The organism is Candidatus Seongchinamella marina, assembly GCF_026262685.1.
Lineage (GTDB): Bacteria > Pseudomonadota > Gammaproteobacteria > Pseudomonadales > Halieaceae > Halioglobus > Halioglobus marinus.
In genome coordinates this window covers 59,362-84,787 of sequence record NZ_SHNP01000007.1, presented here as the reverse complement: position 1 = coordinate 84,787, position 25,426 = coordinate 59,362, and the positions used below count along the sequence as shown (strand labels likewise).

20 protein-coding genes are annotated in these 25,426 nt (G+C 55.2%); 2 read left to right on the top strand and 18 right to left on the bottom strand.

Annotated features, from left to right (window positions below):
• Nucleotides 1-13: 13 nt before the first annotated feature.
• The 5 genes from EYC87_RS17320 to EYC87_RS17300 are packed head-to-tail and all read right to left on the bottom strand — an operon-like array spanning nt 14 to nt 6,143.
• A complete protein-coding gene (locus EYC87_RS17320) occupies nt 14-1,936 on the bottom strand; it encodes an asparagine synthase-related protein (protein ID WP_279253977.1) in 1,923 nt (640 codons plus the stop codon).
• Nucleotides 1,933-3,159 (bottom strand): hypothetical protein, encoded by a 1,227-nt coding sequence (locus EYC87_RS17315; protein WP_279253976.1) that lies wholly within the window; start codon nt 3,157-3,159, stop codon nt 1,933-1,935. The genes EYC87_RS17320 and EYC87_RS17315 overlap by 4 nt, the downstream gene beginning before the upstream one ends.
• A gap of 4 nt (nt 3,160-3,163) precedes the next feature.
• Nucleotides 3,164-4,744 (bottom strand): hypothetical protein, encoded by a 1,581-nt coding sequence (locus EYC87_RS17310; protein ID WP_279253975.1) that lies wholly within the window; start codon nt 4,742-4,744, stop codon nt 3,164-3,166.
• Between the two features lie 56 nt (nt 4,745-4,800).
• Nucleotides 4,801-5,319, bottom strand: coding sequence for a YkgJ family cysteine cluster protein (locus tag EYC87_RS17305; protein WP_279253974.1), 519 nt, complete (start codon nt 5,317-5,319; stop codon nt 4,801-4,803).
• Nucleotides 5,316-6,143: a hypothetical protein gene (locus EYC87_RS17300; RefSeq protein ID WP_279253973.1), complete on the bottom strand. Its 828-nt coding sequence runs from the start codon at nt 6,141-6,143 to the stop codon at nt 5,316-5,318. The genes EYC87_RS17305 and EYC87_RS17300 overlap by 4 nt, the downstream gene beginning before the upstream one ends.
• A gap of 246 nt (nt 6,144-6,389) precedes the next feature.
• Here EYC87_RS17300 and EYC87_RS17295 point away from each other — a divergent pair, with 246 nt between their 5' ends.
• The gene (locus tag EYC87_RS17295; protein ID WP_279253972.1) at nt 6,390-9,806 is read left to right on the top strand and encodes an SdrD B-like domain-containing protein; all 3,417 of its coding nucleotides are present in this window, start codon (nt 6,390-6,392) and stop codon (nt 9,804-9,806) included.
• A gap of 655 nt (nt 9,807-10,461) precedes the next feature.
• Here the strand turns inward: EYC87_RS17295 and EYC87_RS17290 are convergent.
• From EYC87_RS17290 to EYC87_RS17235, 12 genes are all read right to left on the bottom strand, one after another.
• On the bottom strand, nt 10,462-11,757 hold the full coding sequence (locus tag EYC87_RS17290; RefSeq protein WP_279253971.1) for an adenylosuccinate synthase: 1,296 nt from the start codon (nt 11,755-11,757) through the stop codon (nt 10,462-10,464).
• An 82-nt stretch (nt 11,758-11,839) separates the two neighbouring features.
• Nucleotides 11,840-13,006: an ATP phosphoribosyltransferase regulatory subunit gene (locus EYC87_RS17285; protein ID WP_279253970.1), complete on the bottom strand. Its 1,167-nt coding sequence runs from the start codon at nt 13,004-13,006 to the stop codon at nt 11,840-11,842.
• Nucleotides 13,007-13,015: 9 nt separating this feature from the next.
• Nucleotides 13,016-13,207 carry a DUF2065 domain-containing protein gene (locus EYC87_RS17280; protein WP_007228331.1) on the bottom strand — a complete coding sequence of 64 codons (192 nt, stop codon included), beginning with the start codon at nt 13,205-13,207 and terminating at the stop codon, nt 13,016-13,018.
• 188 nt (nt 13,208-13,395) lie between these two features.
• Complete coding sequence (gene hflC / locus EYC87_RS17275) at nt 13,396-14,271, bottom strand: protease modulator HflC (RefSeq protein ID WP_279253969.1); 876 nt, start codon at nt 14,269-14,271, stop codon at nt 13,396-13,398.
• 2 nt (nt 14,272-14,273) lie between these two features.
• The gene (gene hflK / locus EYC87_RS17270) at nt 14,274-15,440 is read right to left on the bottom strand and encodes an FtsH protease activity modulator HflK (protein ID WP_279253968.1); all 1,167 of its coding nucleotides are present in this window, start codon (nt 15,438-15,440) and stop codon (nt 14,274-14,276) included.
• Nucleotides 15,441-15,507: 67 nt separating this feature from the next.
• Nucleotides 15,508-16,779 carry a ribosome rescue GTPase HflX gene (gene hflX, locus EYC87_RS17265; RefSeq protein ID WP_279254045.1) on the bottom strand — a complete coding sequence of 424 codons (1,272 nt, stop codon included), beginning with the start codon at nt 16,777-16,779 and terminating at the stop codon, nt 15,508-15,510.
• Nucleotides 16,780-16,835: 56 nt separating this feature from the next.
• The gene (hfq, locus tag EYC87_RS17260; protein WP_007228407.1) at nt 16,836-17,084 is read right to left on the bottom strand and encodes an RNA chaperone Hfq; all 249 of its coding nucleotides are present in this window, start codon (nt 17,082-17,084) and stop codon (nt 16,836-16,838) included.
• Between the two features lie 154 nt (nt 17,085-17,238).
• Nucleotides 17,239-18,285: a tRNA (adenosine(37)-N6)-dimethylallyltransferase MiaA gene (gene miaA / locus EYC87_RS17255; protein WP_279253967.1), complete on the bottom strand. Its 1,047-nt coding sequence runs from the start codon at nt 18,283-18,285 to the stop codon at nt 17,239-17,241.
• Nucleotides 18,286-18,291: 6 nt separating this feature from the next.
• Nucleotides 18,292-20,166 carry a DNA mismatch repair endonuclease MutL gene (gene mutL, locus EYC87_RS17250; protein ID WP_279253966.1) on the bottom strand — a complete coding sequence of 625 codons (1,875 nt, stop codon included), beginning with the start codon at nt 20,164-20,166 and terminating at the stop codon, nt 18,292-18,294.
• A 160-nt stretch (nt 20,167-20,326) separates the two neighbouring features.
• Nucleotides 20,327-21,634, bottom strand: coding sequence for an N-acetylmuramoyl-L-alanine amidase (locus EYC87_RS17245; RefSeq protein ID WP_279253965.1), 1,308 nt, complete (start codon nt 21,632-21,634; stop codon nt 20,327-20,329).
• 43 nt (nt 21,635-21,677) lie between these two features.
• Nucleotides 21,678-22,151: a tRNA (adenosine(37)-N6)-threonylcarbamoyltransferase complex ATPase subunit type 1 TsaE gene (tsaE, locus tag EYC87_RS17240; RefSeq protein ID WP_279253964.1), complete on the bottom strand. Its 474-nt coding sequence runs from the start codon at nt 22,149-22,151 to the stop codon at nt 21,678-21,680.
• Nucleotides 22,148-23,626 (bottom strand): NAD(P)H-hydrate dehydratase, encoded by a 1,479-nt coding sequence (locus tag EYC87_RS17235; protein WP_279253963.1) that lies wholly within the window; start codon nt 23,624-23,626, stop codon nt 22,148-22,150. The genes tsaE and EYC87_RS17235 overlap by 4 nt, the downstream gene beginning before the upstream one ends.
• A gap of 112 nt (nt 23,627-23,738) precedes the next feature.
• Here EYC87_RS17235 and queG point away from each other — a divergent pair, with 112 nt between their 5' ends.
• Complete coding sequence (gene queG / locus EYC87_RS17230; RefSeq protein ID WP_279253962.1) at nt 23,739-24,830, top strand: tRNA epoxyqueuosine(34) reductase QueG; 1,092 nt, start codon at nt 23,739-23,741, stop codon at nt 24,828-24,830.
• Between the two features lie 8 nt (nt 24,831-24,838).
• On the opposite strand, the gene orn is transcribed toward queG, so the two are convergent.
• On the bottom strand, nt 24,839-25,387 hold the full coding sequence (orn, locus tag EYC87_RS17225; protein WP_007228274.1) for an oligoribonuclease: 549 nt from the start codon (nt 25,385-25,387) through the stop codon (nt 24,839-24,841).
• Nucleotides 25,388-25,426 lie beyond the last annotated feature (39 nt).

Here is a 25,426-nt window from a genome sequence, read left to right as displayed (position 1 = left end):
GCCCAACGACGGCTTAGTCTACGCCATGGAGGCCATTATCACTATCCCCTCCCCCTCGCTGGGGCAGGCTTTGAGTCGCTGCCAACACATTACACAACTCCCATAAACCGTCGCTCTCGTCGCCCAGAGGCTCAGCTAGTTCTGCCTCTACGGCTTTCTGAATATACGACTCCCGCAGGCCCAGCTCAGCGCTTTGCGTCATAGAGGCAGACAGCAAGGCAGTTGCCTGGACCATAACGCCCTCGTAAGTGACGCTAAACTCGGCCTTGCTGTCACGCTGCAGAACCCGCTCGGGCAATCGACCCACCATAGCTCGACGGTGCAAAGGCCGATTCAGCTGCGGACTATGAAGTAGGTACTTGGGCAGACTAATCGAGAGCTGCACCATAGCCTCAGACCAATAGGGGCTGCGCAACTCCAAACCCGCCTCAGCGGTAGACTGCTGTACCAGTTCCAGCTCATTGGCAACCCTAGCATTCAACAGCCGTCGCCAGTCTGTTTGTTGGCCTGCCCAACGGAACCCGGCATGAGGCTTGCGCCGCGCCATTTGAGCGCCGTGCTCCAAACTATCAACGTCACCGGGACCCAACCAAAGCCTGCCTGTGGCCAGATGTTCCCGATTATCGCGCCAACGCTGCAACGGGCGCTTTACTGCGTCGGGCAGAAGAGGAGCCAATCCATATCTCGCGACGTAATAGCCGGCCCGGGCGGCCCCCCAGGCTTTTGCATCTTCATGCCACACTGATTGCAGCAAGCCCCATTGCCTCTGTGCCAGTAACTCCATGTAACAGCTCTCACCAAAGCCCAGCCATTGATCTCCTCCCAAGCCCCCAATCAGAACTCGGCTGCCCGCACGAGCCGCTCGCTGACGCAAACTGTTGGACATGGTGCTATTAGGAACGCAGTAGGCTTCACCCCGGCGCTCGGCGCGCTGCAGGTACCAGTCCAGCGGATAGTCGCTGGGGAGGACCTCATGCAGGTCACAGCCCAGGTAATCGGTTACGGCTCGGGCATAGGCAAGCTCGTTGGCGTCTTCGTTGTGACTGAAATCCAGAGTATAGGCCTGTACGCTAGGAGCGCGCAGCCTGCATTGCTCCTCAAGCCATTTAGTGGTCGCAAATATTGCAGAAGAATCCAGCCCACCACTGACAGTGCAGGCCAGTGGCTTGTGACTGCGGGACATTCGCTGCACTGTGGTGTCATGCACCTCACGGTAATGCTGAACGTAATCTTCGTACTTGGAATAGTACAGTTGCCGATTGAAATCCGGCTGCCAGTATTCCCTTTTCCTCAGCCCGCGACCCTCTAACGATAAGGTATGGGCCGCCGGTAGGCGCTTGATGTCTGCCCACAGAGTACGCTCGCGCGAATGCCACTCGGTGGCCAAGTGTTCCGTGCGATACACCGTATCAGGTCGACGGCTGACTTCCGGTAACGTCAACAGCAAGTGCAGCTCTGAGGCAAAAGCGAATAAACCATCACTGTGGTGGTAATAAAACGGCCGGTGGCCGATACGGTCGCGCGCGCAAAATAATCGTTGACTGCTCGCGTCCCAAAGAACCAGAGCAAAGTCACCTTCAATATGGTCAACACAGGCTTCACCCCAGACCAGGTAGGCCGCCAAGACCAGGTCGGCATCGGTTAAGCGGGGCACCGACATACCCAGAGACAATATCCGGCCGCGCAGTTCCAGACCATTGTCCAGGCGACCATCCATCACCAACGTCAGATTACGTTCAGGCACATGCAAGGGCTGCACCTCATGCAGTGACTCAGGCGTTGTGTGCAGCATGGCGTGACCGAGGCCCACCTGCCCATCGACCCAGCAATGCATTCCGTCGGGGCCACGGTAGGCCATCTGTTGTAATAGCGACTCTATCTGGTTGCGAGTCACCCCCTGCTGATCGTAACGCACCAGACCGACAATGCCGCTCATGCAGTGGGCTCCAGCGCCAGACCATTGCGCAACCAATACTCCGTGGCTGGCGCAATACCATTAAAGCCCTGGTTCCAGGCCAGCGAATACAAACTGATATTGCTCAGCAGCACCCGACAGCCCAAACCCAGCGATGTGTCATGCGCGAGATCCTGCCGATAGGGCAGCATGAAGCGACCCAGGCTATCGGCCTCATAACAGGAGGCACCGCCCAGATAAACTTTGGCGAATTTGAGCGCTGGCAACTGCACGGGCACTAACAACCTGGGAGACGACCAGCGCAAGTGACAGTCCATCGAGAGATTCAGCACACAACCAAGATTGTCATCGCCCCCGCTTTTGTTGACTACTTCCCCGACCGCCAATCCAGCGCCCTTGCCAAACCATTGGCCGGGCTCAATAAAAACCGAGCAGGGCTCTGGGAACACTTTTCGAGCGAAGGCAAACAAATCATTGAGCTGCTGTTTCTCAACCGAATGCCAACCTCCGCCCAGGTTAATGATTGCTGGCGGTTCAGGCAGTTGCGCACCAAGTTTTGCAAGCCCCGCAATCAGGAATTGGTAGGTTGCCGCGCTATTAATTTCGCTGCCGTGGTGCACATGCCAGCCACAGGGGGGCTGCGCTTGCACGTCTGGTCGCTGCAGCAGTTGTTCCAGCATCGGTGCGGTGAAACCAAAACGACTGCAGTTCGTGTATGCGGCGTCTGACGTTGGCAACAACTGGCCGCCTTGAATACGCAATACGTAGGGAAAGGGCGCACCCTGCTGCAAGTAGTTGACGCACTGGGCGATACTGTCCACGGTTACCACCAGCCGGTTACCGCGAGCGGCAAAAAGGTAATAGTCCTTGGTCAATTGGGGTGATGTGAGGGAAACTGTTTTGCCACTCAGATCAGCAGGCAAAGCCTGGTATTCAGCCAGATTAGACACATCAAAACCCGCCAGATGCTGCTGCGCTATGGTCAATAGTGGTTCCCGCGGGCAACTCTTAACTGCCAGCAAGCATGCGATATTTTGATTTGCTGCGGTTTGCGCCAAAGCCTGCATGCGGGCGGTGATCGTATCCAGGTCGAATACCAGCGCTGGAGTAGAGAGCTCCCTGCCCTTTAGCCAACTAAACAGCGCAGGCGCAACATCTATCGCAGGCCCGCGCCCCTTCAGCTGATCGGTCAGCTGAGCCAGTCCCGCTTTGTAGTCAGACGAGGGTTTTACTTCTATTAGCACAGGCTTACCGAGTCGTCCGCAGGGACTGCAAGTCGGGCAGCGCTGCGAGTGCACGCTTGGAGCTCAGATCTGGATATGCAGTGCGCAGGGCATCAAAATCTGCAAACTCTGCCAGCGCCTGCAGCAGCTGAATCACCCCCTCCAATGAGGGACCCCCGCGCACGCCCATAGCAACTTTGAAGAAACCACGGGGGCCACCGCCCTGATGAATGTAACCAGATTCGGGCACTACAATTTCGCAGCGATGGTGGCGGAAGCCAAAACTGCAGCCCCGGTGAAACACCAGTCCCCGCTGGCGCACCTCATGAGCAATAACGGCTAATAATAATTTGTGGTTCTCTTCGGTGTCCTCGCCCGGGTGAAAGGTCATTACCACTATTGGAGATTCTGCCCAGGCCAGTTGCGACTGCTTTCCCAGTGCCGGGTGATGCACTTGTGCGAACATACCTGGTATATCAGACATTGCCCGAGCTAAGCGACGATTATGGTCGAATATCCGTTGGGTATGTGCTGCTGTCAACTGAGGGTGAAAAACCCAGGGCGCGTCCAGCACCGCGCTCTGTTGTATGCTGAGACCGGTACCCAACACCTTGCGGGCCGATGCCAGGGCCTGCACAAATTCGCTCGCTATTGTGCTCTGTTCACTGTCTGCGTGTGTGCAACCAAAGACCTTTACAAGGCCTACATTAGCGAACTCTAAACCTACCTGATCCAGCTTCAAACCCGAGCGCACTTCTACCGCCATCACCGGGCTTCTGTCTCCCATAGCGGCCAGCAACGCCATCATATCAAAGGCAGCGCCAAGCAAAGTGGAATCCACCACCAGCACCCAGGGGCGATCTGACGGACGCGACTCTAACGCCGCCAGAATTTTGGCCGGATCAATAACGCTCTGCACCCAATCATAGGCTATGAGCTCCAAAAACAGCATGTCTGTGGCACCACTGGCCAGCAGAGCCAGCACTTCCTCGGAATCACGATAGTTAGTGCAGGGAAGTTCTGCGGAATTCATTAACCGCAACAACTTGAAGCTTTCAAAATAACCAATGCAGGCATCCAGCCTATGGGCCCGATCCGCTTCTGGCAACAGCGTTTCCCGCCACTGTCGCAGGCATGTCAGCACGGCGGCTATGGCGGCCATGCCGTTGGTAAACAGTACGTGGCTGCTCTGCCAATCGCCAGCTGCCGGGGCACCAGCGTTGAGTCGCTGCTCCAGCGGGACAGCACCTTTTACGCGCTCGTAGATATAGTAGGCGCCACCGCTGATGGGCAGCAGCGGCAGGTAATCATCCGGGGGGGACTTGAGATCCCGGTTCACCACTGACTGGGCCAGTGCCATCCAACGGTGACGCAACTCCAGAGCAAGCCCCTCCAGTGTGCGCTCGGTCGAAAGGCTCTCCTGACTTTCATGTAACACTGTCATCATCGCTTCTCGCCAAGTCGCGAGGCTGGCAGCCAGCTTTGTGTTCACAGCAGTGAGAGTATCGGCAATCGCCAGCAGTTCCTGTGCCTCTCTACGGCACGCAGATATATCTGGCGATGGCTCAGGCGATGGACAGCTCGGTTTGGCGATAGAGTGATCCAAGTGGTTAATCCAAAGAGAGCAAACTAGGAGTGTTTACCATAACCCAGGTGGCAAGCTCAGGCGACAAAGTACTTTTCACGCAAAAAGACCAACCCCAGGTATTTCGGGTTTTGCTGCCAAAATCGCTGCTCCAGACCCTTCTCGCGGGCGCACAAATGGTCTGACTGCAAGGCAGCATAGGTTTCCTGCTCAGAGAGTGGGTCGGAGCGACCGGCGTTGTATTCAGTCGCCAGTTCGCGCAAGCGACCTTGTACCTCGCTAATCACCTGATCAGCTTTATCCCTGGAAAGCGCACCGCCAAGCACCTTCTCCAGCAAGTCACATTGATAGCTACGGCAGTCGCTGGGGCGCTGCTCATACATCGTGCAGTTGCCGTCGAACGCCGGACAGGGCAATTCGAGAAAGCGATGCTGGCCATCCGAGGCCAGCACCAGGCCATTAGCAAACCTATCGGCATAGGCCTCATCACCTTCCGGTTTGACGATTACAACCTCGCAAGCAAACCCGGTACAGCAAAGGCCACAGCTCTGGCACAAACTGGAGGCTGCACTCGCCTTATTACCGTGGACAGTCATGAACCCTCAACGGATGCGAAGCCAGGCATTTCCATGTGTTCTAAAACCCCATCCACCAGGCCCGGCAGTTCGCCATAGGCCCGTGGGTAATCGAGATGATAGAATAATGGCTTGCGCACCAGGTCACCAGCTCCATGGAAATGCTTACTGACGCCGCAACGATCGGAGATATCGAGAAAAAACGAATTTCGCACCAACGCCATCAGGGCATCAGCACCCAGTAGGGGGGAAATCGTCAAGCTATCAACCCCTTCATCTTGCAGAAAATAAACGCGCCCAACAGTCACTTTTTGATCACAAAACGGTAACTGCTCACCCGCCAGTAAGCGAGATTTTTCGGTCCATACCGGTGTAGGCAAGCTCCCAACTTCTCCGGGCACCAAAGAGTCACGCGAGTCGTCCCACAAGCGAATAAACGGGTGGCTCGGTACGGCGAGGTAATCCCCGCCACTAGGCTCTATCAGCAAACCATCATCTGTCAAAAACGGATACCCGGCGGTAGCAAAGGCCGCGGCTATACTAGATTTCCCCATACCCGAACTGCCACAAAAAACCGCGGCCTGGCCATTAATATTAACCGCACTGGCATGCAACACCAGCTCGTTTTGCAAACTGAGAGCAAGCGGTAATACCTGATTGAGATAAAGATGATCCAGGGTGGCCTCACAACCGTCCTCAAGCTGAGTTTTGCGGATAACATCACCCTCGTCGTCCAGGCTAAACTGAGCTAAATGCGGAAACTCCAGCTCAAAACCTTCGGCCGATTTGCGGATGACCAGCCAGGTAGAACCGTCGGGATTTTGCCATTGATTAATTATGCGCACGCTTGTTCCATGTTCGCAGCGGGGTGTTCAACCTGCTGTCAAAGGGCCAATGCTACCATTTACCGCAGCAAATTCATTCGCCTCTGCACAGGTATTATGCAGCGACTAAGATGTCCATCCCCCGGGGGCCAATAGAAATAGTTGACAGTAAATGTTATACCTCGACACTAATTTCCGTGATGTCTGTAACTTGAAGATATATTTACCCGTTGCACGCATTCCCCAAACCATGGACAGGTAATAAAAGTGCAAAAATATCGTTTCCAAGCACTGTTGGCAGCCGCCATTGCAGCAGCAGCCCCCAACATGGCGCTCGGGGCAGCATGCCTGGAAAATTCTTCTCCAGGAAGAATCTGCACCGCCAATGACTTCGAAACTGTTTCTGAAGAGTTGATTTCCGGACCATCTAGCTGTATCGATGGCGAGATTATTCCTGGGGACCTGGTGATGCGCATTGGCCTGCTGGGCAATCGGAACAGCACCTATGACATCGGGTTTTTTATCGGTGATGCGGATAACTCGCCGATAAACGGCGAGAGCTGCACCTTCGATTCTCTGGACCGTATTGTACCTGTAGACGGAATTTTTGACGGTCTCAGTGGTAACGGCCCCTACCGCAACCTGGAAGGCAATGCCTGCGGTGATGCCAATAAAATTGACAGGGTCATTTATAAAGACATAACCCTCAGCAACGTGCTGTGCCAGGACCGCAATAACGATGGCACTCTGGATGTTGCCTACGCAATTACCTGGAAGCAGAACTCAAGTGCCTGCGACGATGCCAGCGATCCAGCGAATTTCAGCCTTTCAACGAGCAGCAAGTGCATTAATACCATTGGGGATATAGGAGAAGTGCCCGTTGTACCGCCCAACCCTGAAACCCCAGTAATACGCGTCCAGAAAACAGCTGAGCCTCTTGTGATCAGCCCCGGTGAAGACGTGGACTATACAATCAATGTGGTGAATGAAGGCCCGATCACAGTGTTTATCGATACGCTGGTCGATGACAAGTTCGGCGACTTGAACGGAGCAGGCTCATGTAGCATGCCGCAGGAAATTGCCTCGGGCGAGATCTACACTTGCAGTTTCAATGCTTTTCCCTCCGGCACGGCGCCCGGAGTGCACCTGAACACTGTGACCGCCAGCGGCACCGGGGACGGCAAGCCCGTCAGCGATATGGGACGAGCTCTAGTCAATTTCATTGAAGTTACTCAGGGAGCGATCGGCTACCTGGTTTGGAACGACTTGAATGCGGACGGGATTAAGCAGGAAAATGAAGAGGGTATCGCCGGCGTTACCATAGAGCTGTACGAGGAGCTCATTCCAACACCCACGATCGCTGTGACCAACGAGTCCGGATTCTATACTTTCACGGATCTGGGAGGGGGTATTTACAACGTGGTGGCGGTTGAAGATTCATCAGGACCATTGGACAACCTGGTACGCACCACCGCCGCTAATCCCCTGGAGGTGGTTCTTAAGACCGGACAGGTCAATACGTTTGCGAACTTCGGCTATGTACGCGCCGAAATGACAGTTTCCAAAGCAGTAAGCCCCCAAGTGGTGTTTGCTCCTGGTGGGCTGGTCACTTACACGGTGGAAGTTCAGAACTCGGGAGTGATTGCCTGGGAACTGACCGAACTAGTAGACGACAAATTCGGTGACCTGATTGACCAGGGAGACTGCGCGCTCCCCGCTACGCCATTGGCACCGGGAGATATCTACAGCTGCGAATTCGACCGCCAAATCGATGGTAACCCAGGCGAAAACCATACCAACACTGTGCAGGCTGCTGCCAAAGACCTCGTTGAAGGTTACTTTATCTATGGCGCCGATGACGCTGTCGTCGGCATTGAAGATCCTGTCAATGGTTCTCTGGGTAACCTTGTGTGGCTGGACCAAAATGCCAATGGAGTTTTAGACGAAGGCGAGGTGGGGTTAAACCAGGTAACCATTGACCTCTCCTACGACGCTGACAGCGATGGCAATTACGAAACACTGGTTGCCACGGATACCACCATTAACAATGGCGAGTACAGTTTCATTGGTCTGCCGGCCGGCAATTACCGAGTCACCGTCACTGACACCAACCAGATTTTGAAGGATCGTTTTCTGACGACGCCGCCCGAACCTCTGGATTTGATTCTTGCACCCGGCAAATATTATGACAGCGCCGATTTTGGCTACGCGGACATACCCAAGCCAGCAATCCAGGTCATAAAAATTCCATCCGAATTTATTGTTAAATCGCCCTCTGCAGAGGTGACCTACTCCATTATTGTTGTAAATATTGGTGACACAGCAGTGACCCTTGATCAGTTGATCGACAGTCGCTTCGGTGACCTCAATGGTTTGGGGACCTGCGAATTGGGTGTCAGCATCACCAAAAGGCAGACTTACAAGTGCCGCTTTACAGAAACTATTTCGGGCGAGCCCCTGGAAATCCACCGCAATACCGTTTCCGCTAGAGCAACCGATGCTAATGACAACATCACTTTCGACTCCGGTCCCGCCGCCGTGCTGTTTTTAGCGCCCTCTAGCGCCGCTATTGGCGATCAGGTATGGGAAGACCTCAATGCAGACGGCGTTTTTGATGCAGGAGAACCCGGTATAAAAAACGTAACGGTGGACCTTTACCAAGCCGGTACACGTTTGGCCACCACCAGCACTGACGCTTCTGGCAAATATGACTTCACGGCACTTGCCGCTGGCAACTATCAGGTGGTTGTCAGCGATACAACAGGCGCCCTTGATGGATTTATTCTGACAGGAGGTGCCGAGCCGTTGGACGTCAATCTGGAGACAGGTGAGATCTTCAACGACGCAGACTTCGGTTACGCAGCTGCGGCCATCGAGGTGGTGAAGATTGGCAATCGCAGAGCTTTATTAGGGTCCAGCGGCGAGGTGATCTACACCATCACCACTCGCAACTCGAGCTACGTGAATGTCACTCTGACCGGTCTTGACGACGACCGTTTCGGTGACCTGAACGGCCAGGGCAATTGCGCCCTACCTGTGGCTATATCTGCCAGGTCGTCAGTCGCCTGTCAGTTCACGCAAATAATTACTGGTTCTCCTGGCAGCGTTCACACCAATATTGTGACCGCCACCGCAGTCGATGATGAAAACAACGTGGTAGATTCTAAGTCATCATTTAATGTGGACTTTGTGCCAATCAACTTCGGGGCAAGCGGCTATCTGGTGTGGGACGATGAGAACGGCAATGGCCTGCGAGAAAGCTCGGAACCAGGCATCGGCAATGTGACGGTTGAACTCCAGCTGGATGAGGACAACAACGGCAGCTATGAAAAAAGAACCGCCACCGCTGTTACCAATAGCAATGGCTATTACGTGTTTGTTCCTGTGCCGACGGGCAACTGGCGAATCGAGGTTACCGACGAATATGCTGTATTAACTGACAAGATGCTGACCGGCGGCACCAACCCTAATGCCTTTAGCCTCACCTCAGGACAAATCTACCAGAATGCCAATTTCGGCTACTTCGTGGATCCTACCGAACCACCTATTGACCCTCCACCCATTGATCCGCCCGACACTGAAATACAAAATATTCCGGTGACACCACAGTGGATTTTGGGACTGATAATTCTGGGGGCACTGGGCCTGGGCCTGAACGCGCGTCACCGCATCGAACTTCGATAAAGGGGGCTGAAAAGCGCTGCTGACACGTCAGGTCATCGATCAATCCGCGGCCCTTCGCCCGGGTCGATTTCGGCGGTTGGGCTGTTCCGAGTAATTAAAAAATTCCTTGGCTATCTGGGAAAGCCCACGGCGGTCTCGTCTACCTGTGCGACGATCATCGTGGTGTGTATAAATACAATCGCAACGCGCCGCTGGGCAACCTGGTACAGGGAGGCGGGGAGCCTCTCTCTCCAAAAACCGTTTACCTTGCAAGCGCCTGATCGCCGAACAATGACCGTTGCAGGATACGGCCGCGTATCGGCTGTTGGTCGATGATTTTACCGCCTTTTGGCGTAATGTCGCTTGGTAACCCAGCGCAGAACGAGCCATGGGTTTGCGCTTACGAGCGAACAACCGGAAGAAAAGCAGAATGGCCGCAACAAGGCCTCCTGCCAGCAGAAATGTCTCGAACATGGGAATCCGTCCCCCTGAGCTAACTGTGTCGCCTTAGTATACTTCAGTTCAGACCCAATAAATCAAAAGTAACCAGCAAAATTTGACGGCTGATCGCTAATAACTTTCGGGCGATTTTAATCGTTTGATTAGCTATTAATTCGTGGTCCTGGAGACACTCGACCCCCACTTTGGGGGGCGACCGGCCGCAGGGCTGCAGACATCAGGCTTCGAACGGATGCCGCAGTACTATCGTCTCAACCCGGTCAGGACCGGTAGAAATGATGTCAATAGGCGCACCTACCACTGCCTCTATCTTCTGGATGTAGTCCCTGGCCGCCTGAGGCAGTTCTTCCAGGGATTGCGCCCCCAGCGTGGTTTCGGACCAGCCGGGCACCTCTTCATATACCGGATGTAGGCCTTCGTAATCGTCTGAATCAACCGGATTGGGGACAGGATTGCCGTTGACACAAGCATAACCAACACAGATCTGGATAGATTCCAAACCGTCCAGCACGTCCAGCTTGGTCAAGCAAAGACCACTTACCGAATTGATGTTAACCGCATTGCGCAAGGCAACGGCGTCAAACCAACCACAGCGACGAGGGCGGCCAGTGGTGGCACCAAACTCGTGGCCCTTTTCGGCCAGATGAGCACCAGTCGCGTCGAATAATTCAGTAGGGAATGGGCCTGAACCAACACGGGTGGTGTAGGCCTTGGTGATACCCAGCACATAATCCAAATACAAGGGACCGAAGCCGGAACCGGTGGCGGTGCCGCCAGCGGTGGTATTGGAACTGGTCACATAGGGGTAGGTACCATGGTCTATGTCCAGTAACGAGCCCTGGGCACCTTCAAACATAATTTTGGCATTGGTCTTACGACACTCATGCAAAATGGCAGTCACATCGGCAATCATGGGTTTGAGTTGCTCACCCATCGTCAGGGCTTCTTCCAGCACATTCTCGTAACTCAGCGGCTCAGCATGATAATAGTGCTCCAGAGCGAAGTTATGATATTCCATCACTTCTTTGAGTTTGCGGGCAAAGCGTTCCTTGTCCTGCAGGTCACCCAGGCGCAGTCCACGGCGGGCCACTTTGTCTTCGTAGGCGGGGCCTATGCCGCGACCCGTGGTACCAATTTTTTCGCTACCGCGCTTGGCTTCTCGAGCCTGATCCAGGGCCACGTGATAGGGCAGGATCAAAGGGCAAGCAGGAGAAATTTTCAGACGATCACGAACCGGCACGCCCTTCTCTTCCAACTGGGCCATTTCCTTGAGCAGCGCCTCGGGAGATAACACAACGCCATTGCCGATCAAGCACTGCACATGCTCACGCAAAATACCGGAAGGAATAAGATGGAGTATAGTTTTCTCTCCGTCGATCACCAGGGTATGCCCGGCGTTATGACCACCCTGAAACCGGACTACGGCGCTGGCCTGGTCAGTGAGGAGGTCAACAATTTTACCCTTTCCCTCATCACCCCATTGGGTGCCGAGGACGACTACGTTTTTGCTCATGGTGTTGCTCTACTTACGTATTGTGCCGTCAGAAGACGGGAAAAATTAACGTCGTCATTGCCGCCTTCGCGGAGATGAAGACCTAGATTTCTTGTACTAACCATTCACCATCACTGTGCACCAGCGCTCGATCACAACGGCTATCGGGCTCGGATGAAAGGTTATTAATTACAATCTCGCCCTCAGCCCGCAATTGAGCCACTTTCGCCAATAGTTCAAGGTCATCGCTATCTGGCATGCTGATAGCACCCTGCCTCTCTTGAGTCGCTGGTAACAAGCCCATTAACGACTTGAGGTCAGTGGCAAAACCGGTGGCGGGACGTGAGCGACCAAATACTTCACCAACCCCGTTGTAACGGCCACCATTGGCCAATGCCTGACCGCGGCCGGGCACATAGGCAGCGAATACAATGCCAGTGTGGTAGTGATAACCGCGTAACTCAGCGAGATCAAAATAAATAGAGAGATCCGGACACTGGCGGCGAATATCGGTCGCCACATCCTGCAGGGCATCCACCGCGATCAGCGCCTGAGGCACCCTGTCGGCAAATAGCTCTCTAGCGGCGACCAGCACTTCGTCATCCCCGTGCAAGTCCACCAGGCCAATAATTAAGGTGGCAATATCTTCAGGAACATTGTCCAGTGCCAGCAACAGATCGGGCACCGATTTACGCTGCAGGCAGTCAAAGATAGCGGCTTCCTGAGCTTCATCCAGATCGGCGGTGGCAAGTACAGCCTCGTAAACGCCCACGTGGCCCAAATCCAGAGTATAAGCCGCATCCAGTTCGGCCGCGTCCAGGGTAGCCAACATCAGGCGAATAACTTCCACATCGGCCGCCAGACTATCGTCACCATATAGCTCGGCACCCAGCTGAATGGGTGACCGGGAAGCCATTAATGACTTGGGGCGGGTGTGCAAGGTGGAGCCTGCGTAACAAAGGCGGGACACCCCCTCAGGTGCGAGGCTGTGGGCATCAATGCGGGCAACTTGCGGAGTAATGTCGGCGCGTACACCCATGCTCCGACCGGAGAGTTGGTCAGTAAGCTTGAATGTCAGCAAGTCCAGGTCCTGACCCAGGCCGCTGAGCAGGGAGTCAGTAAATTCCACCAGGGGTGGAATTACCAGTTCATAGCCCCAGCTGCGGAACATATCCAGCAGGCGACGGCGTAGCTGCTCTACAGTGGCGGCCTGTGCGGGAAGAACTTCCTCAATCCCGTCGGGCAATTGCCAGCGATCAACCGATGTCATGTATAGCCTTCAATTTACCAAATAAAGCAGAACAACCCCGAACAGCATACTGCCGAGACCGATCTTACGGATAACACGATCATCCATCTGCGCCACCACAGCCAGCATATTGCGCCAGTGGTTGGGGCTGATGAAAGGCATCGCGCCTTCAATGATAAAAACCAGTGCCAGGGCCACCGGGAGCACATGCCAAAAGTCCACAAACTCCCCTCAGAATTGGCCAGACACAAAAAACCGTGGGCCCGGCGTTTGTGGCTCAAACGACGAATCCCACGGTTGCGGGATGCTATCACATTGGAGGGAGTTAGTACCTGTGTTTTTTGGGTACATTAACAGGGCCAGCTCCCCGCTCTCGCGGGGAGCCAATCAAAGCCCTGCAGCGGTAGCAGCTATTTACCGCCCTGTGAGTCCTTGAGATACCGGAAGAACTCGCTGTCAGGCTGCACCAGCAACACATCTCCCTGGCCCTGGAAGGACTCTTGATAGGCTTTGAGGCTGCGGGTGAAAGAATAGAACTCCGGATCCTGGTTGAAGGCATCCGCATAAATACGGGTTGCTTCAGCATCGCCAGAACCACGGATCTGTTCAGCGTCGCGATAGGCATTAGCCTTGATTACCGTGACCTCACGATCAGCAGCAGCCTCAATACCTTCGGCCAGTTCCTGACCCTGGGAGCGGTGCTCACGGGCTTCCTTTTCACGCTCGGCGTTCATCCGTCGATACACCGATTCGGAGACATCGGGTGGCAGATCAATCTGCTTGACTCGCACGTCTACCAGTTCGACCCCTAACTCAGTCAGGGCCACGTCGTTCAGCAACTCGGCCAGGTCAATCATCAGCTGGTCGCGTTCGCCGGAAACTACTTCCTGAATCGTTCGAACGGCCACCTGGTTCCGCAGACCGTCGTTGATCCGCTGGGACAACAAGCCCATGGCCCTGGCTTCTTCGCCATTAGTCGCGGTGTAGAACTTGGTCGTATCTTTCACCCGGAACTTGGCGTAGGAGTCCACAATTAGCGCTTTTTGCTCCTGGGTGAAAAAACGCTCCGGCTGGGAGTCTACGGTCAATACGCGCCCGTCAAACTTACGCACGTTGTTGACGAAAGGAATTTTCCAGTGCAAACCGGGTTGAATATCCGGATTCACGACTTCACCGAACTTGAGCAATACGCCGCGTTCAGTTTCCTTCATCACGTACAAAGAATTGCTTCCCACGAATACTAGCAGGGCAACAATGATCATAATTGTCATATTACGGCTGGACATGATTAGCGACCCCCCCGACGAGTGGAACTGCTGGACGCTGCGTCTCGGCGCAGCTGTTCGGTAACGGCATCAGTGATTTCACGCAGGCTGGCGCTGTCGATATTAGCAGCTCGGCCGCCGCGACCCTGGCTTTGTTCAGCCAGCTTATCCAGAGGCAGGTACATCATATTGTTGCCCCCCTCTACATCGACCATCACCTTATTGGTGTTGCTGTATACGCCTTGCAGCGCGTCCAGGTAAAGTCGCTCCCGCGTGACCTGCGGGGCTTTCTCATACTCGGCAAACAGCTTGTTGAAGCGGTCAGCCTCACCCTCTGCATTGGCGATCACCTCTTCCCTGTAGGCGCTGGCTTCTTCTATTTGGCGCTGGGCTGAACCTCGCGCTTCAGGCACCACGGCATTGGCATAGGCCTGGGCTTCATTCTTCACCCGCTCCTCGTCCTCGCGCGCCTTAATCACGTCGTCAAAGGCCTCTTGCACTTGTGTGGGCGGCTTGGATTCATCGACGTTAACCTTGCTGACCAGAATACCTGTCTCGTACATATCCAGGTATTCCTGTAGCCGGTCGTCAACATCCATACCAATTTTGGCTCGACCTTCGGTCAGCACCAGATCCATGCTATTGCCGCCTACCACATGGCGCAGAGCACTCTGCGCAGCGTGCTGCAGGGAACGCTCTGGTTCTCGAACCTGGAGAACAAACTTCTTCGGATCATTGATCACATATTGGACCGATAGACGCACTTCAACGATGTTCTCGTCCTGGGTCAGCATGATCTCTCGCAGGCTGGCCGAACGCACCTTGGTGGTATTGACCCTGATCACTTCATCGATCAGGGGCGGATTCCACTGCAGACCGGGCTGAACGGTGTCGTAGTATTTACCAAAACGCAGCACCACGGCTCGCTCCTGCTGATCGATCTGGTAAAAGCCCATTAGGCCCCAGACGATAAGCGCGCCAATGGCTATCACACCAAACATGGTACCGGAAAATAATGCTCCGCCCCCGCCGCTGCCACCACTTGCGCCAGAAGAGCCCCCAAAAATGCCGCCCAGTTTTTCCTGCAGCTTTTTCAGCGCTTCGTCCAAATCAGGCGGTCCTTGATCACCGCCACCCCAGGGATCTTTCGGCCCCTTGTTATTACCGCCACCGGGTTCATTCCAGGCCATAATTAGTTCCTGTTTTCAAAGTCGAGAGAGTCTATCAAATTTTTGTACGTTACTGTCATCCAGTATTTCAAAACAACGGCTCCGGGCCCTTCTTCATCAGCCGGTTCCAATCAGCCCGGGGCAGGCGCACCTGCAGGTGGGCAACGCCGTCGTCGGAATAATTTTCAGATTCCACGGCACCCAGTCGATAAAGCGCTGCGCGCAGCCCACCTTGATCCGGGGCAATTTCCAACTGTTCATCAACCATATCCTGACCAACCACCTCGCTGACCGCTTGTAACAAAAGCGACACACCGTCGCCCGTAGCAGCGCTAAGCCATACCCTTTCGGGAATTCCGTCGGCATTACGGTCTATACGAGGTTTTTGTTCCAGCAGATCCAGCTTGTTGTAGATTTCCAGTCGCGGTATTTCATCGGCACCGATTTCCTGCAGCACCTCGTGCACCTGGTGAATATTGTCTTCGCGCTCATCACTGGCCGCGTCAATCACATGCAGTAGCAGATCAGCATTGAGCGTTTCTTCGAGTGTCGCCTTAAATGCCTCTACCAGCTTGTGGGGCAAATGGGCAATAAAGCCCACTGTGTCTGCAAGCACAACGGGGCCCACGTTTTCTAGTTCTAACCGTCGCAGAGTCGGATCAAGGGTGGCAAACAACTGGTCTGCAGCATACACACCAGAATCGGTAATGTAGTTGAACAATGTCGATTTACCGGCATTGGTATAGCCCACCAGCGAAACGGTGGGAATTTCCTGGCGTTTTCGCGAGCGGCGCCCCTGATCGCGCTGTTTGCGCACCTTTTCTAGCCGCGCGGTAATCGATTTAATGCGAATCCTGAGCAAGCGACGATCGGTTTCGAGCTGGGTTTCACCCGGACCGCGCAGCCCAATACCGCCTTTTTGACGTTCAAGGTGTGTCCAACCCCGCACCAAGCGGGTGGCTACATGTTGCAATTGTGCCAGCTCAACCTGCAATTTACCTTCATGGGTGCGGGCGCGTTGGGCAAAGATATCGAGAATGAGGCCAGTGCGATCCAATACGCGACACTCTAACTCCTGCTCCAGGTTGCGTTCCTGGCTGGGACTGAGAATGTGGTTGAACATCACCACCTCGGCTTCCTGCAGATTGACCTCGCCGCGAATTTCTTCCAACTTGCCAGAGCCTATGAAAGTGCGCGGATGTGGAGCTGTGCGGTGACCCATGATGTAGGCAGCCGGGTCTCCCCCGGCCGAAAGCACGAGCTCCTCGAATTCGCGGGGGTCTTCCCGCTCTGATTCACTGTCGAGATTCAGGTGAACGAGCACAGCGCGTTCCCCGGACTCGGGTCGGTCAAAAAACAAGGCAACCTCTATTTTGGAAACCGGAGCGACCGCAGACACGGCCGCCGGGAATATTCCTAGCTCTCACCATCCTCTTCCGGCGGATGCTGCATGGGCAGCCGCACCACGCGGCCTGGAACCACGGTAGATATCGCATGTTTGTAGACCATCTGGCTGACGGTGTTCTTCAGCAGCACGACAAACTGGTCGAAAGACTCAATCTGGCCCTGCAGCTTGATGCCGTTAACCAGATAAATGGAAACTGGTACGCGTTCCTTACGTAAAATATTCAGGTAAGGGTCTTGTAGCGTGTGCCCCTTTGACATAACTATTTCTCCTGGCAGGCTCAATTGGAGCCGAAAAAACCTAAAAGTTGGCCTTCTTCTCTGCACTGTCCCTGCATTCGCTCCCCTTGAAGCACAGCAATGCGAGCTTGAGCCCTCGTTACTACTGAACGCAGTATAGAACATCCAGAGGAACCTACATTGGGGCATCGCTCAAATAGTTCAAGGCCACCACCAGCGGTGCTTGGCCTTTGAGCTTCCCGGCGATCTCCTCGCCCTCCTGTTCGGGCACGGCTAACGCACCCTCAGAACTCCCCAATGAAGCATCTGACAGCAAAAATTCTTCAACGTTCCCGGCCTGATCGGTGTATATCCACCCCAGATCCCTCCACTTTCGCAACCAGGTAAGCTGGCGCTTGGCAAGTTGACGGGTGGCGATCACTCCCTTCTCTACCGCCTCTTCCAGGGGACACTGTGTGTCCAGGTATTGCCAAAGTTGCCGGTAACCCACCGCGCGTATGGCGGGCAGGTCAGGACTCAAATCGCCGCGCTGGTGCAAGTCGCGCACTTCAGTAAGGAATCCCGCCTTCATCATCTGCGCAAACCGCAGCGCAATGCGCTGATGCAAGACCGCCCGATTCTGGGGGCATATCGCCAATTGACGAATGTCGAAGCGCTCGAAAGGGTCCAGACCAACTCCCGAGTCGCGGTGCCACTCAGTCATCGTCCGACCACTGCTCTGGTAAAGCTCCAACGCCCGAACCAGTCGCTGGGAGTGATTAGGGTGGATACGCTCGGCGGACTCAGGGTCTACCTCCGCAAGCCTGGCGTGGATCTGCGACCAACCGACCCGAGCCGCCTCAGCTTCAATAGCTGCGCGCATATTCAGATTGGCAGAGGGCATATTTGCCATGGGCTCCAGAAACGCCTTGAAGTACAGCATGGTGCCGCCAACCAGCAATGGCGTTTTACCCCTGGCAGTAATCTCGTCCGCCAAACGATTAGCATCGGCGGCAAAATCAGCCGCTGAATAAGGCACGGCCGGATCGCGAATATCCACGAGATGGTGAGGGTAATCGGGTTTGGCGCTACCGATATCCAGGCCGCGATAGACCAGCGCGGAATCGACGCTGACCAGTTCACAATTGAGTTCTTCAGCCAAGGCTATTGCCAAATCGGTCTTGCCAGAGGCGGTAGGCCCCATCAGGCAAATCAGGGGCGGCTTTGAGATCAGGTCTGGCATTGCTGGCTAGCGGCCGCGCAGGAACAATTTGTCCAACTCATCCAATCTCATCTGGGTCCAGGTGGGCCGGCCGTGATTGCACTGGCCTGCGCGTTCAGTTTCTTCCATATCACGCAGCAGGGCGTTCATTTCAGGAATAGTCAGACGCCGGTTGGCTCTCACCGACCCATGACAAGCCATCGTCGAAAGGATTTCGTCCATGTGCGCTTCAACACGTTCAGAGCTACCAAACTCGATCAGGTCAGCAAGCACGTCCCGCAATAATTGCTCCACGTCGGAATCGCGCAAAGCCACTGGAATTTCTCGAATCACCAGCGCCTCCTCACCCGCCACGCCTACTGACAGCCCCAATCGTTTAAACAAATCCTCATTTTCGCTCGCCACCTGCACCTCGCGCTGACTCACGGCTATCGGTTGGGGCACTAGCAGGGGCTGGCTACGGATACCCTCTTCATTCCGCGCCGTTTTCAGGCGCTCATAGGTAATGCGCTCGTGGGCGGCGTGCATATCTACCAGCACCAGGCCGGCGACATTCTCAGCCAGAATATAAATACCCTTCAATTGCGCGAGGGCGTAGCCCAGCGGGGGCACATCTTCTGCGCTACCCTGCGTTGGCAGTTGGGGATGTAGCTGCTGATAAGCTGCCAGCTGCGCGCTGCCCTGGGCTGGGGCGACAGTATTAGGGGCAAAGCGCGAACCAAAGCCGCCGCCTGGCTGAGTTTGTAACGGCGCGTCGGTTACGGCTGAGCCTTGCCCCGCCCCCCAGGCCAGTCCACCCTGAGCGGAAATCTCACCGGTTTGTGTATTAATGGCCATGCCATCGCCCGTGCTTAGCATGTTTGCTGGCAACGGGTCAGCCGGGTTGTCGGCAGTGGGGCGCACATCGGCCAGCGCTCTGTGCAGACTGGAAAAAATGAAATTGTGCACGCTACGCCCATCGCGAAACCGCACTTCGTGCTTGGTGGGGTGTACGTTAACGTCTACCTGGGCAGGGTCGACCTCCAGATAAAGCACAAAGGCCGGATGACGACCGTGGTAAAGCACGTCGCGATAGGCCTGCTTCACCGCATGAGCGATCAGCTTGTCGCGAATAACCCGGCCATTAACAAAAAAGTACTGCAGGTCGGCCTGGCTGCGGGAGAAGGTGGGCAGGCCCACCCAGCCCCACAGCTTGAATCCACTAGCTGCGTTCTCAATGTAAATGGCCTGGTCCATAAACGCAGGGCCACACACTGTTGCCACCCGGCGCTGCTGCTCCACCTGGCCGGTTCCTGCTTTCAACTGGTGAATACCACGACCATTATGGCGCAGGCTAAAGGCCACATCGAAGCGCGACAACGCCAGGCGCTTTACCACCTCTTCCAGGTGATTAAATTCGGTTTTTTCGGTGCGCAGAAATTTACGCCGCGCGGGTGTATTGAAGAACAGGTCACGTACTTCAACCGTAGTGCCCTGCGGATGCGGTGCAGGTTTTACCTGTACTTCCATGTCCCTGCCCTCACAGGCAGCGGAACTACCTTCGCTGCCCTGTTCAGAGGCATTACTGGTCAGCGTCAGTCGCGAAACAGATCCTATGCTAGCCAGGGCCTCGCCGCGAAAACCGAGGCTGCCCACGGCTTCGAGATCCTCCAGGGACGTAATTTTACTGGTTGCGTGGCGGGCCATCGCCAGTGGCAGATCATCAGGATCAATGCCATTGCCGTTATCGCGGATACGGATCAGCTTGACACCACCCGACTCCACATCGACATCAACCCGTGTAGCACCGGCATCCAGGCTGTTCTCGAGAACCTCTTTCACTACCGACGCAGGGCGTTCGACCACTTCACCGGCTGCTATCTGGTTGGCCAGCCTAGTGGAAAGGCGTTGAATTTTAGGCATAGTTTTTTGATCACCCCACCAATGGCACAAACGTCACCCGGGCGCAGGCGGGGATCCAGTATCCGCCGGGGTGAACGGGAGATGTTACTGGATTAGAGGTAGGTGAACCACCGAAAGACGCTAAGCCTCGACTATGCAGGCGTGATAGGCGGTTTTCGTATCAAGTTGCAGGGATGGTGAGCTTCTGGCCGATCCTGATGGTTGAACCGCTAATGCCATTGGTGCTTTTGAGGGTAGAGAGGGACACATTGAAGCGTTGCGCAATACCGGACAGAGTGTCACCCCTGGCAATAGTATACTCGGTACCTCCCTGGGCTTTGTTCCAGGCCACCAGGGTACCGGAGGGCGGATGCGCTAACAGGTAGCTCTTAATGCCGGAGTGAATCGCCCTGGCCATCTTCTTCTGGTAACTGCTGGTGGCTAGCCTTTTCGCCTCGGTTGGATTGGAAATAAAACCGGTTTCCACCAGAATCGAGGGGATGTCCGGTGACTTCAGCACGGCAAAGCCGGCCTGCTCTACATTCTTTTTATGCAGCCGCGCGACATTATCGACGTTGCGCAATACCTGAGCACCCACCTGCAAACTGGTATCGAGCGTAGAAGTCATGGACAGGTCAGCCAGCACACCCGCCAGCATATCGTCTTTATCAGAAAGACTGACACCACCCACAAGGTCGGCAGCATTTTCCCGCTGTGCCAGATAGCGCGCGGCGGTGCTGGTTGCACCTCGGGTGGACAGGGCATAAACGGAAGCGCCATTGGCCTCTTTGCGCTTAAAGGCATCGGCGTGAATAGATACAAACAAATCCGCCTGGCGCTTGCGAGCCAGGTCGCGACGACCTTTCAAGCTAACGTAGTAGTCCCCTGAACGAATCAGAGTGGGTGTAAAGCCAACATCGGCTTTAAACAGGGCATTTACTTCTCTGGCGATGGCCAACACAACGTCTTTTTCGCGACGTCGTCCCGGGCCCAGAGCACCGGGATCTTCGCCGCCGTGGCCGGCATCGATGGCGATAATAATGTTTCGTTTGCTGTCCTGAGTGGCGGTTTTCCTGACCGCGGGTTTCGCGGCAGTTGCGGTTTTATCATACAAATCGACCACCAGGCGATCACCAGCCTGCTGATTTGCCTTCAGCGAAAAGCTGCGCGGATCCACCGAGGCACTCATGTCCATCACTATGCGCAGGTCATCACCATCGCGAGCGGCTGAACGGACCTGACGAATCGGCGTATCTGTCAGCGTGAGGTCGGAAAGGTTGGTTTTAAGGCGAGTGTCTTCCACATCGAGAACGATACGCGTCGGATTTTGCAGGACAAATATTTTATGTTCAGCGGGACCTGTGAGGTCAAATACCACGCGCGTGTGGTCAGGTGCGCGCCACAGTCGCACCTCGTGCACGTCCCCCGCAATCGCGGTAGTCGCCGTCAGGAAAAAGCCCAGGATCGCCCCGATCCATGCCCTGCTCATATCACTCCCGCGCTTGATGCGCTTGTTATTTAGGTAACACTGATCAAGCGTCTGTTTGCAAGTCCTGTAACACCGCCTGCCCCCTGGCAGTATTCGCATTAAAAGCAAGCTGACGTCCCATCCCCTTGCGCTCTATGTTAATCACTAAATCAGCCGGGGGCAAAATGCCCAGACCTCTGCCAGGCCACTCCACCAAACAAATTGAGTCGCCTGTGAAATAATCACGGATGCCCATAAACTCAAGTTCCTCAGGATCACCCAGACGATATAGATCGAAGTGGTAGAGGTTTAGTTCCGCAAGTTCATAGGGCTCCACCAGCGTATAGGTCGGACTCTTAACCGCACCGCTATGACCGAAGCCTTGAACAATGCCACGACTGAGTGTGGTTTTACCCATCCCCAGGTCGCCTTCAAGGTAAAGCACTGACCCTGGCTGCAAAGCGCGGGCCAGCAGATTACCCAGAGACACCATCGCCTCTTCGCCGTCTGCCAGCAACTGTATTTCAGTCGCGCTCAACCCAATAATTCCCGCAGCCGGGGGATAAGGTCTGTTGCCAGCAAGCCACGCATACCCTCTTCCGCGGCAATATCACCGGCGGCACCATGCAGACAAACGCCAAGGGCCGACGCCGCCACTGGCTCCAATCCCTGGGCCAACAGTGAAGCAATCACTCCGCCAAGCACATCACCCATACCGCCAGTTGCCATACCCGGATTACCATAGTCACTGAGCAATAACTGTCCATCGCCTGCAATCAGGCTGCCATTACCTTTCAACACCACCACCGCCCCGGTCTGTTGCTGCAGAGCGCGAGCTGCGGCAAACCGGTCTGCCTGCACTTCAGCGGTTGAGCAGGAAAGCAGCCTGCCGGCTTCACCGGGATGAGGGGTAATAATCATGCCGTCTCTGGCCTTCACCTTTCCGCCGGCAAGCATATTCAAGCCATCTGCATCCAGCACCATGGACTTGCCACTGGCAACTGCAGCCTGCAGTAAATACTCAGACCAGGGCGACTGCCCAAGACCAGGACCGACCACCAGCACATCAGCGCTTGCCAATAATGACTCGAGTTCATCCCCGGACTCTACCCCCAGGGGCATAACTTCCGGAGCGCGCGCCACCAACGCTGACACATGTTCAGGGCGAGTAGCCACCTTTACCAGGCCTGCACCACAACGCAATGCCGCTTCTGCCGCCATCGCCGCAGCGCCCGCCATACCATAGTCTCCACCGATAACCAGTACCGTGCCGTACATACCTTTATGAGCGGTAGCAGGACGCGGGCGCAATTCTTCTAATAACAGCTCCAATTCCAGGCGACGACAATCAGCGGGCACCTGCTGATACACCTCTGAAGGGACGCTGAGATCAGCGAATTGCAGATCTCCGGTGTAATCCATCGCCTCCAAGGCAAATAGTCCGCGCTTAAGACCAATAAAGGTGACTGTCATATCTGCCTTTATTGCCTGCCCCAACACTCGCCCGGTGTCCGCGCAGAGGCCAGAGGGAATATCAACGGCAACCACTGAGGCGCCAGCGGCATTTACCTCTGTGATCGCCTCCAGGTAGTCGCCTCGGACATCACCACCCACGCCTGTGCCCAGCAGAGCGTCAACAACTACGCCCAAGGACAGCACCGCACCGTCTTCAAAGGGCTGAATGTCAACGCCATTCGCCAACGCCTGATTGCGAGCGAGTAAAGCGTCGCCAGAAATTTTGTCCGACGCTCCCACCTGCAATACGATGGTTTTGATACCGCGCTTGTGAGCTAAATCAGCGACCAGGAAACCGTCGCCCCCATTATTTCCAGTGCCACACAATACCTGGACCAACTCTGGCTCGGGCCAATGATTAATCATGCTATCAAACGTGGCATCGGCCGCCCGTGACATCAGGGTAATCCCCGGGATGTTGTGATCCTCTATCGCACACCGATCTAACGCACGGGTTTGTTTGGCGGTGTACAATGCTTCGAATTGGCTAGGGTCCATTCATTCACTCCGTCACCCCACGCTAATGGGGACCAGGAGCGATTGGTGCAAAGCCCCCGGTGTCACTGGATTCCTGCTCAGGCAGAAATGACGCAACTCGAATTATACGCAAATGTCTTCACAAGGTGGTTCACAAATTACTTTGCCAGAGCCCGAGGCGCTGCTGGCTAAAATCCGTCTCTGGGCCGATGAACTTGGCTTCCAGCAACTGGGCGTGAGCGATGTAGACCTTGGCGAGCACGAGTCCTACTTACAGAAGTGGCTGGATGCTGGCTACCACGGCAGTATGGAATACATGGCACGGCATGGTAACAAGCGCTCGCGCCCGGCAGAGCTGGTGCCGGATACCTGCCGGGTCATTTCACTGCGCATGGATTACCTGGCAGACCACAGCGCGATGGAAGTCCTCGCGTCCAGTGAGAAGGCCTATATCTCGCGCTACACCCTTGGCCGCGACTACCACAAACTCATTCGCAAGCGACTGGCACAATTGGCCGCGCGGATCGAAAAAGAAATCACGGGCGGTCAGTTTCGCGCCTTTGTCGACAGCGCCCCGGTGCTGGAAAGAGCGATCGCGGAACAGGCTGGGCTCGGCTGGATCGCCAAGAACACCATGCTGATCAATCCTGACGCGGGCTCCTGGTTCTTTCTGGGTGAAATTTATACTGACTTGCCACTACCTGAGACGCGCTCGCAAGAGAGCAAACACTGCGGCACTTGCACCGCCTGCCTTGACTTGTGCCCCACCGATGCCTTTGTTGGTCCCTTCGAACTTGATGCCAGGCGCTGTATTTCCTACTTGACCATAGAGCACCATGGCAGCATCGACCCAGAGCTTCGTCCTTTAATGGGCAACCGCGTGTTCGGCTGCGACGATTGCCAATTAGTTTGCCCATGGACCAAATTCGCACAGGAAACAGGAGAGTCAGATTTCAAAGCACGACATGGGCTGGCTGATGCAGAACTAGTAGATCTGTTCTTGTGGGATAAGGAAACTTACCTGAGTCGCACCGAGGGCTCAGCGATCCGGCGCATTGGCCATGAACGATGGCTACGAAATCTGGCCGTGGGGCTGGGCAATGGTCCGGCATCTAATGAGGCCATCGCAGCACTGCGAAGCCGGTCCGAATTTCCATCAGAGCTGGTTCGCGAGCATGTTGAGTGGGCGCTAGGCCAATTGGAAGGTAAATCCGCCGGGGTATAGCGCTACCGTCACGCCTCCATTCGCAAGAAATGCTCGCGGTAGTAACGCATCTCATCGATAGATTCACGAATATCATCCAGTGCCAGGTGGGTGGCGGTCTTTGTAAACCCCGCCTCCAGCTCCGGACGCCAGCGCTGCATCAGTATCTTCAGGGTGCTCACGTCCAGGTTGCGATAATGAAAGAACGCTTCAAGATCGGGCAAATGCCTCGCCATAAAACGCCGATCCTGACAGATCGTGTTGCCGCACATGGGTGACACCCCGGCAGGCACCCACTGCTCCAGAAAGGCCATCGTCTCGGTAGCAGCGCGATGCCCGTCATAGTCACTGGCTGTGACTCTTGCCACCAGCCCCGAACTGTTATGGTGGGTCGTGTTCCATTCGTCCATGGCATTGAGACGCTCGTCACTGGTATGGATGGCAATCACCGGCCCCTCTGCGAGGGTATTGAGATCTGAATCGGTCACGATGGTGGCTATTTCGATCACCACATCCTCATCGGGATCCAGCCCGGTCATTTCCAAATCAACCCAGACAAGATTGCTAGCGCTTTGCATATTAGGTCGCTCTTGAGCTTTAACAGGGCAACAGTGTAA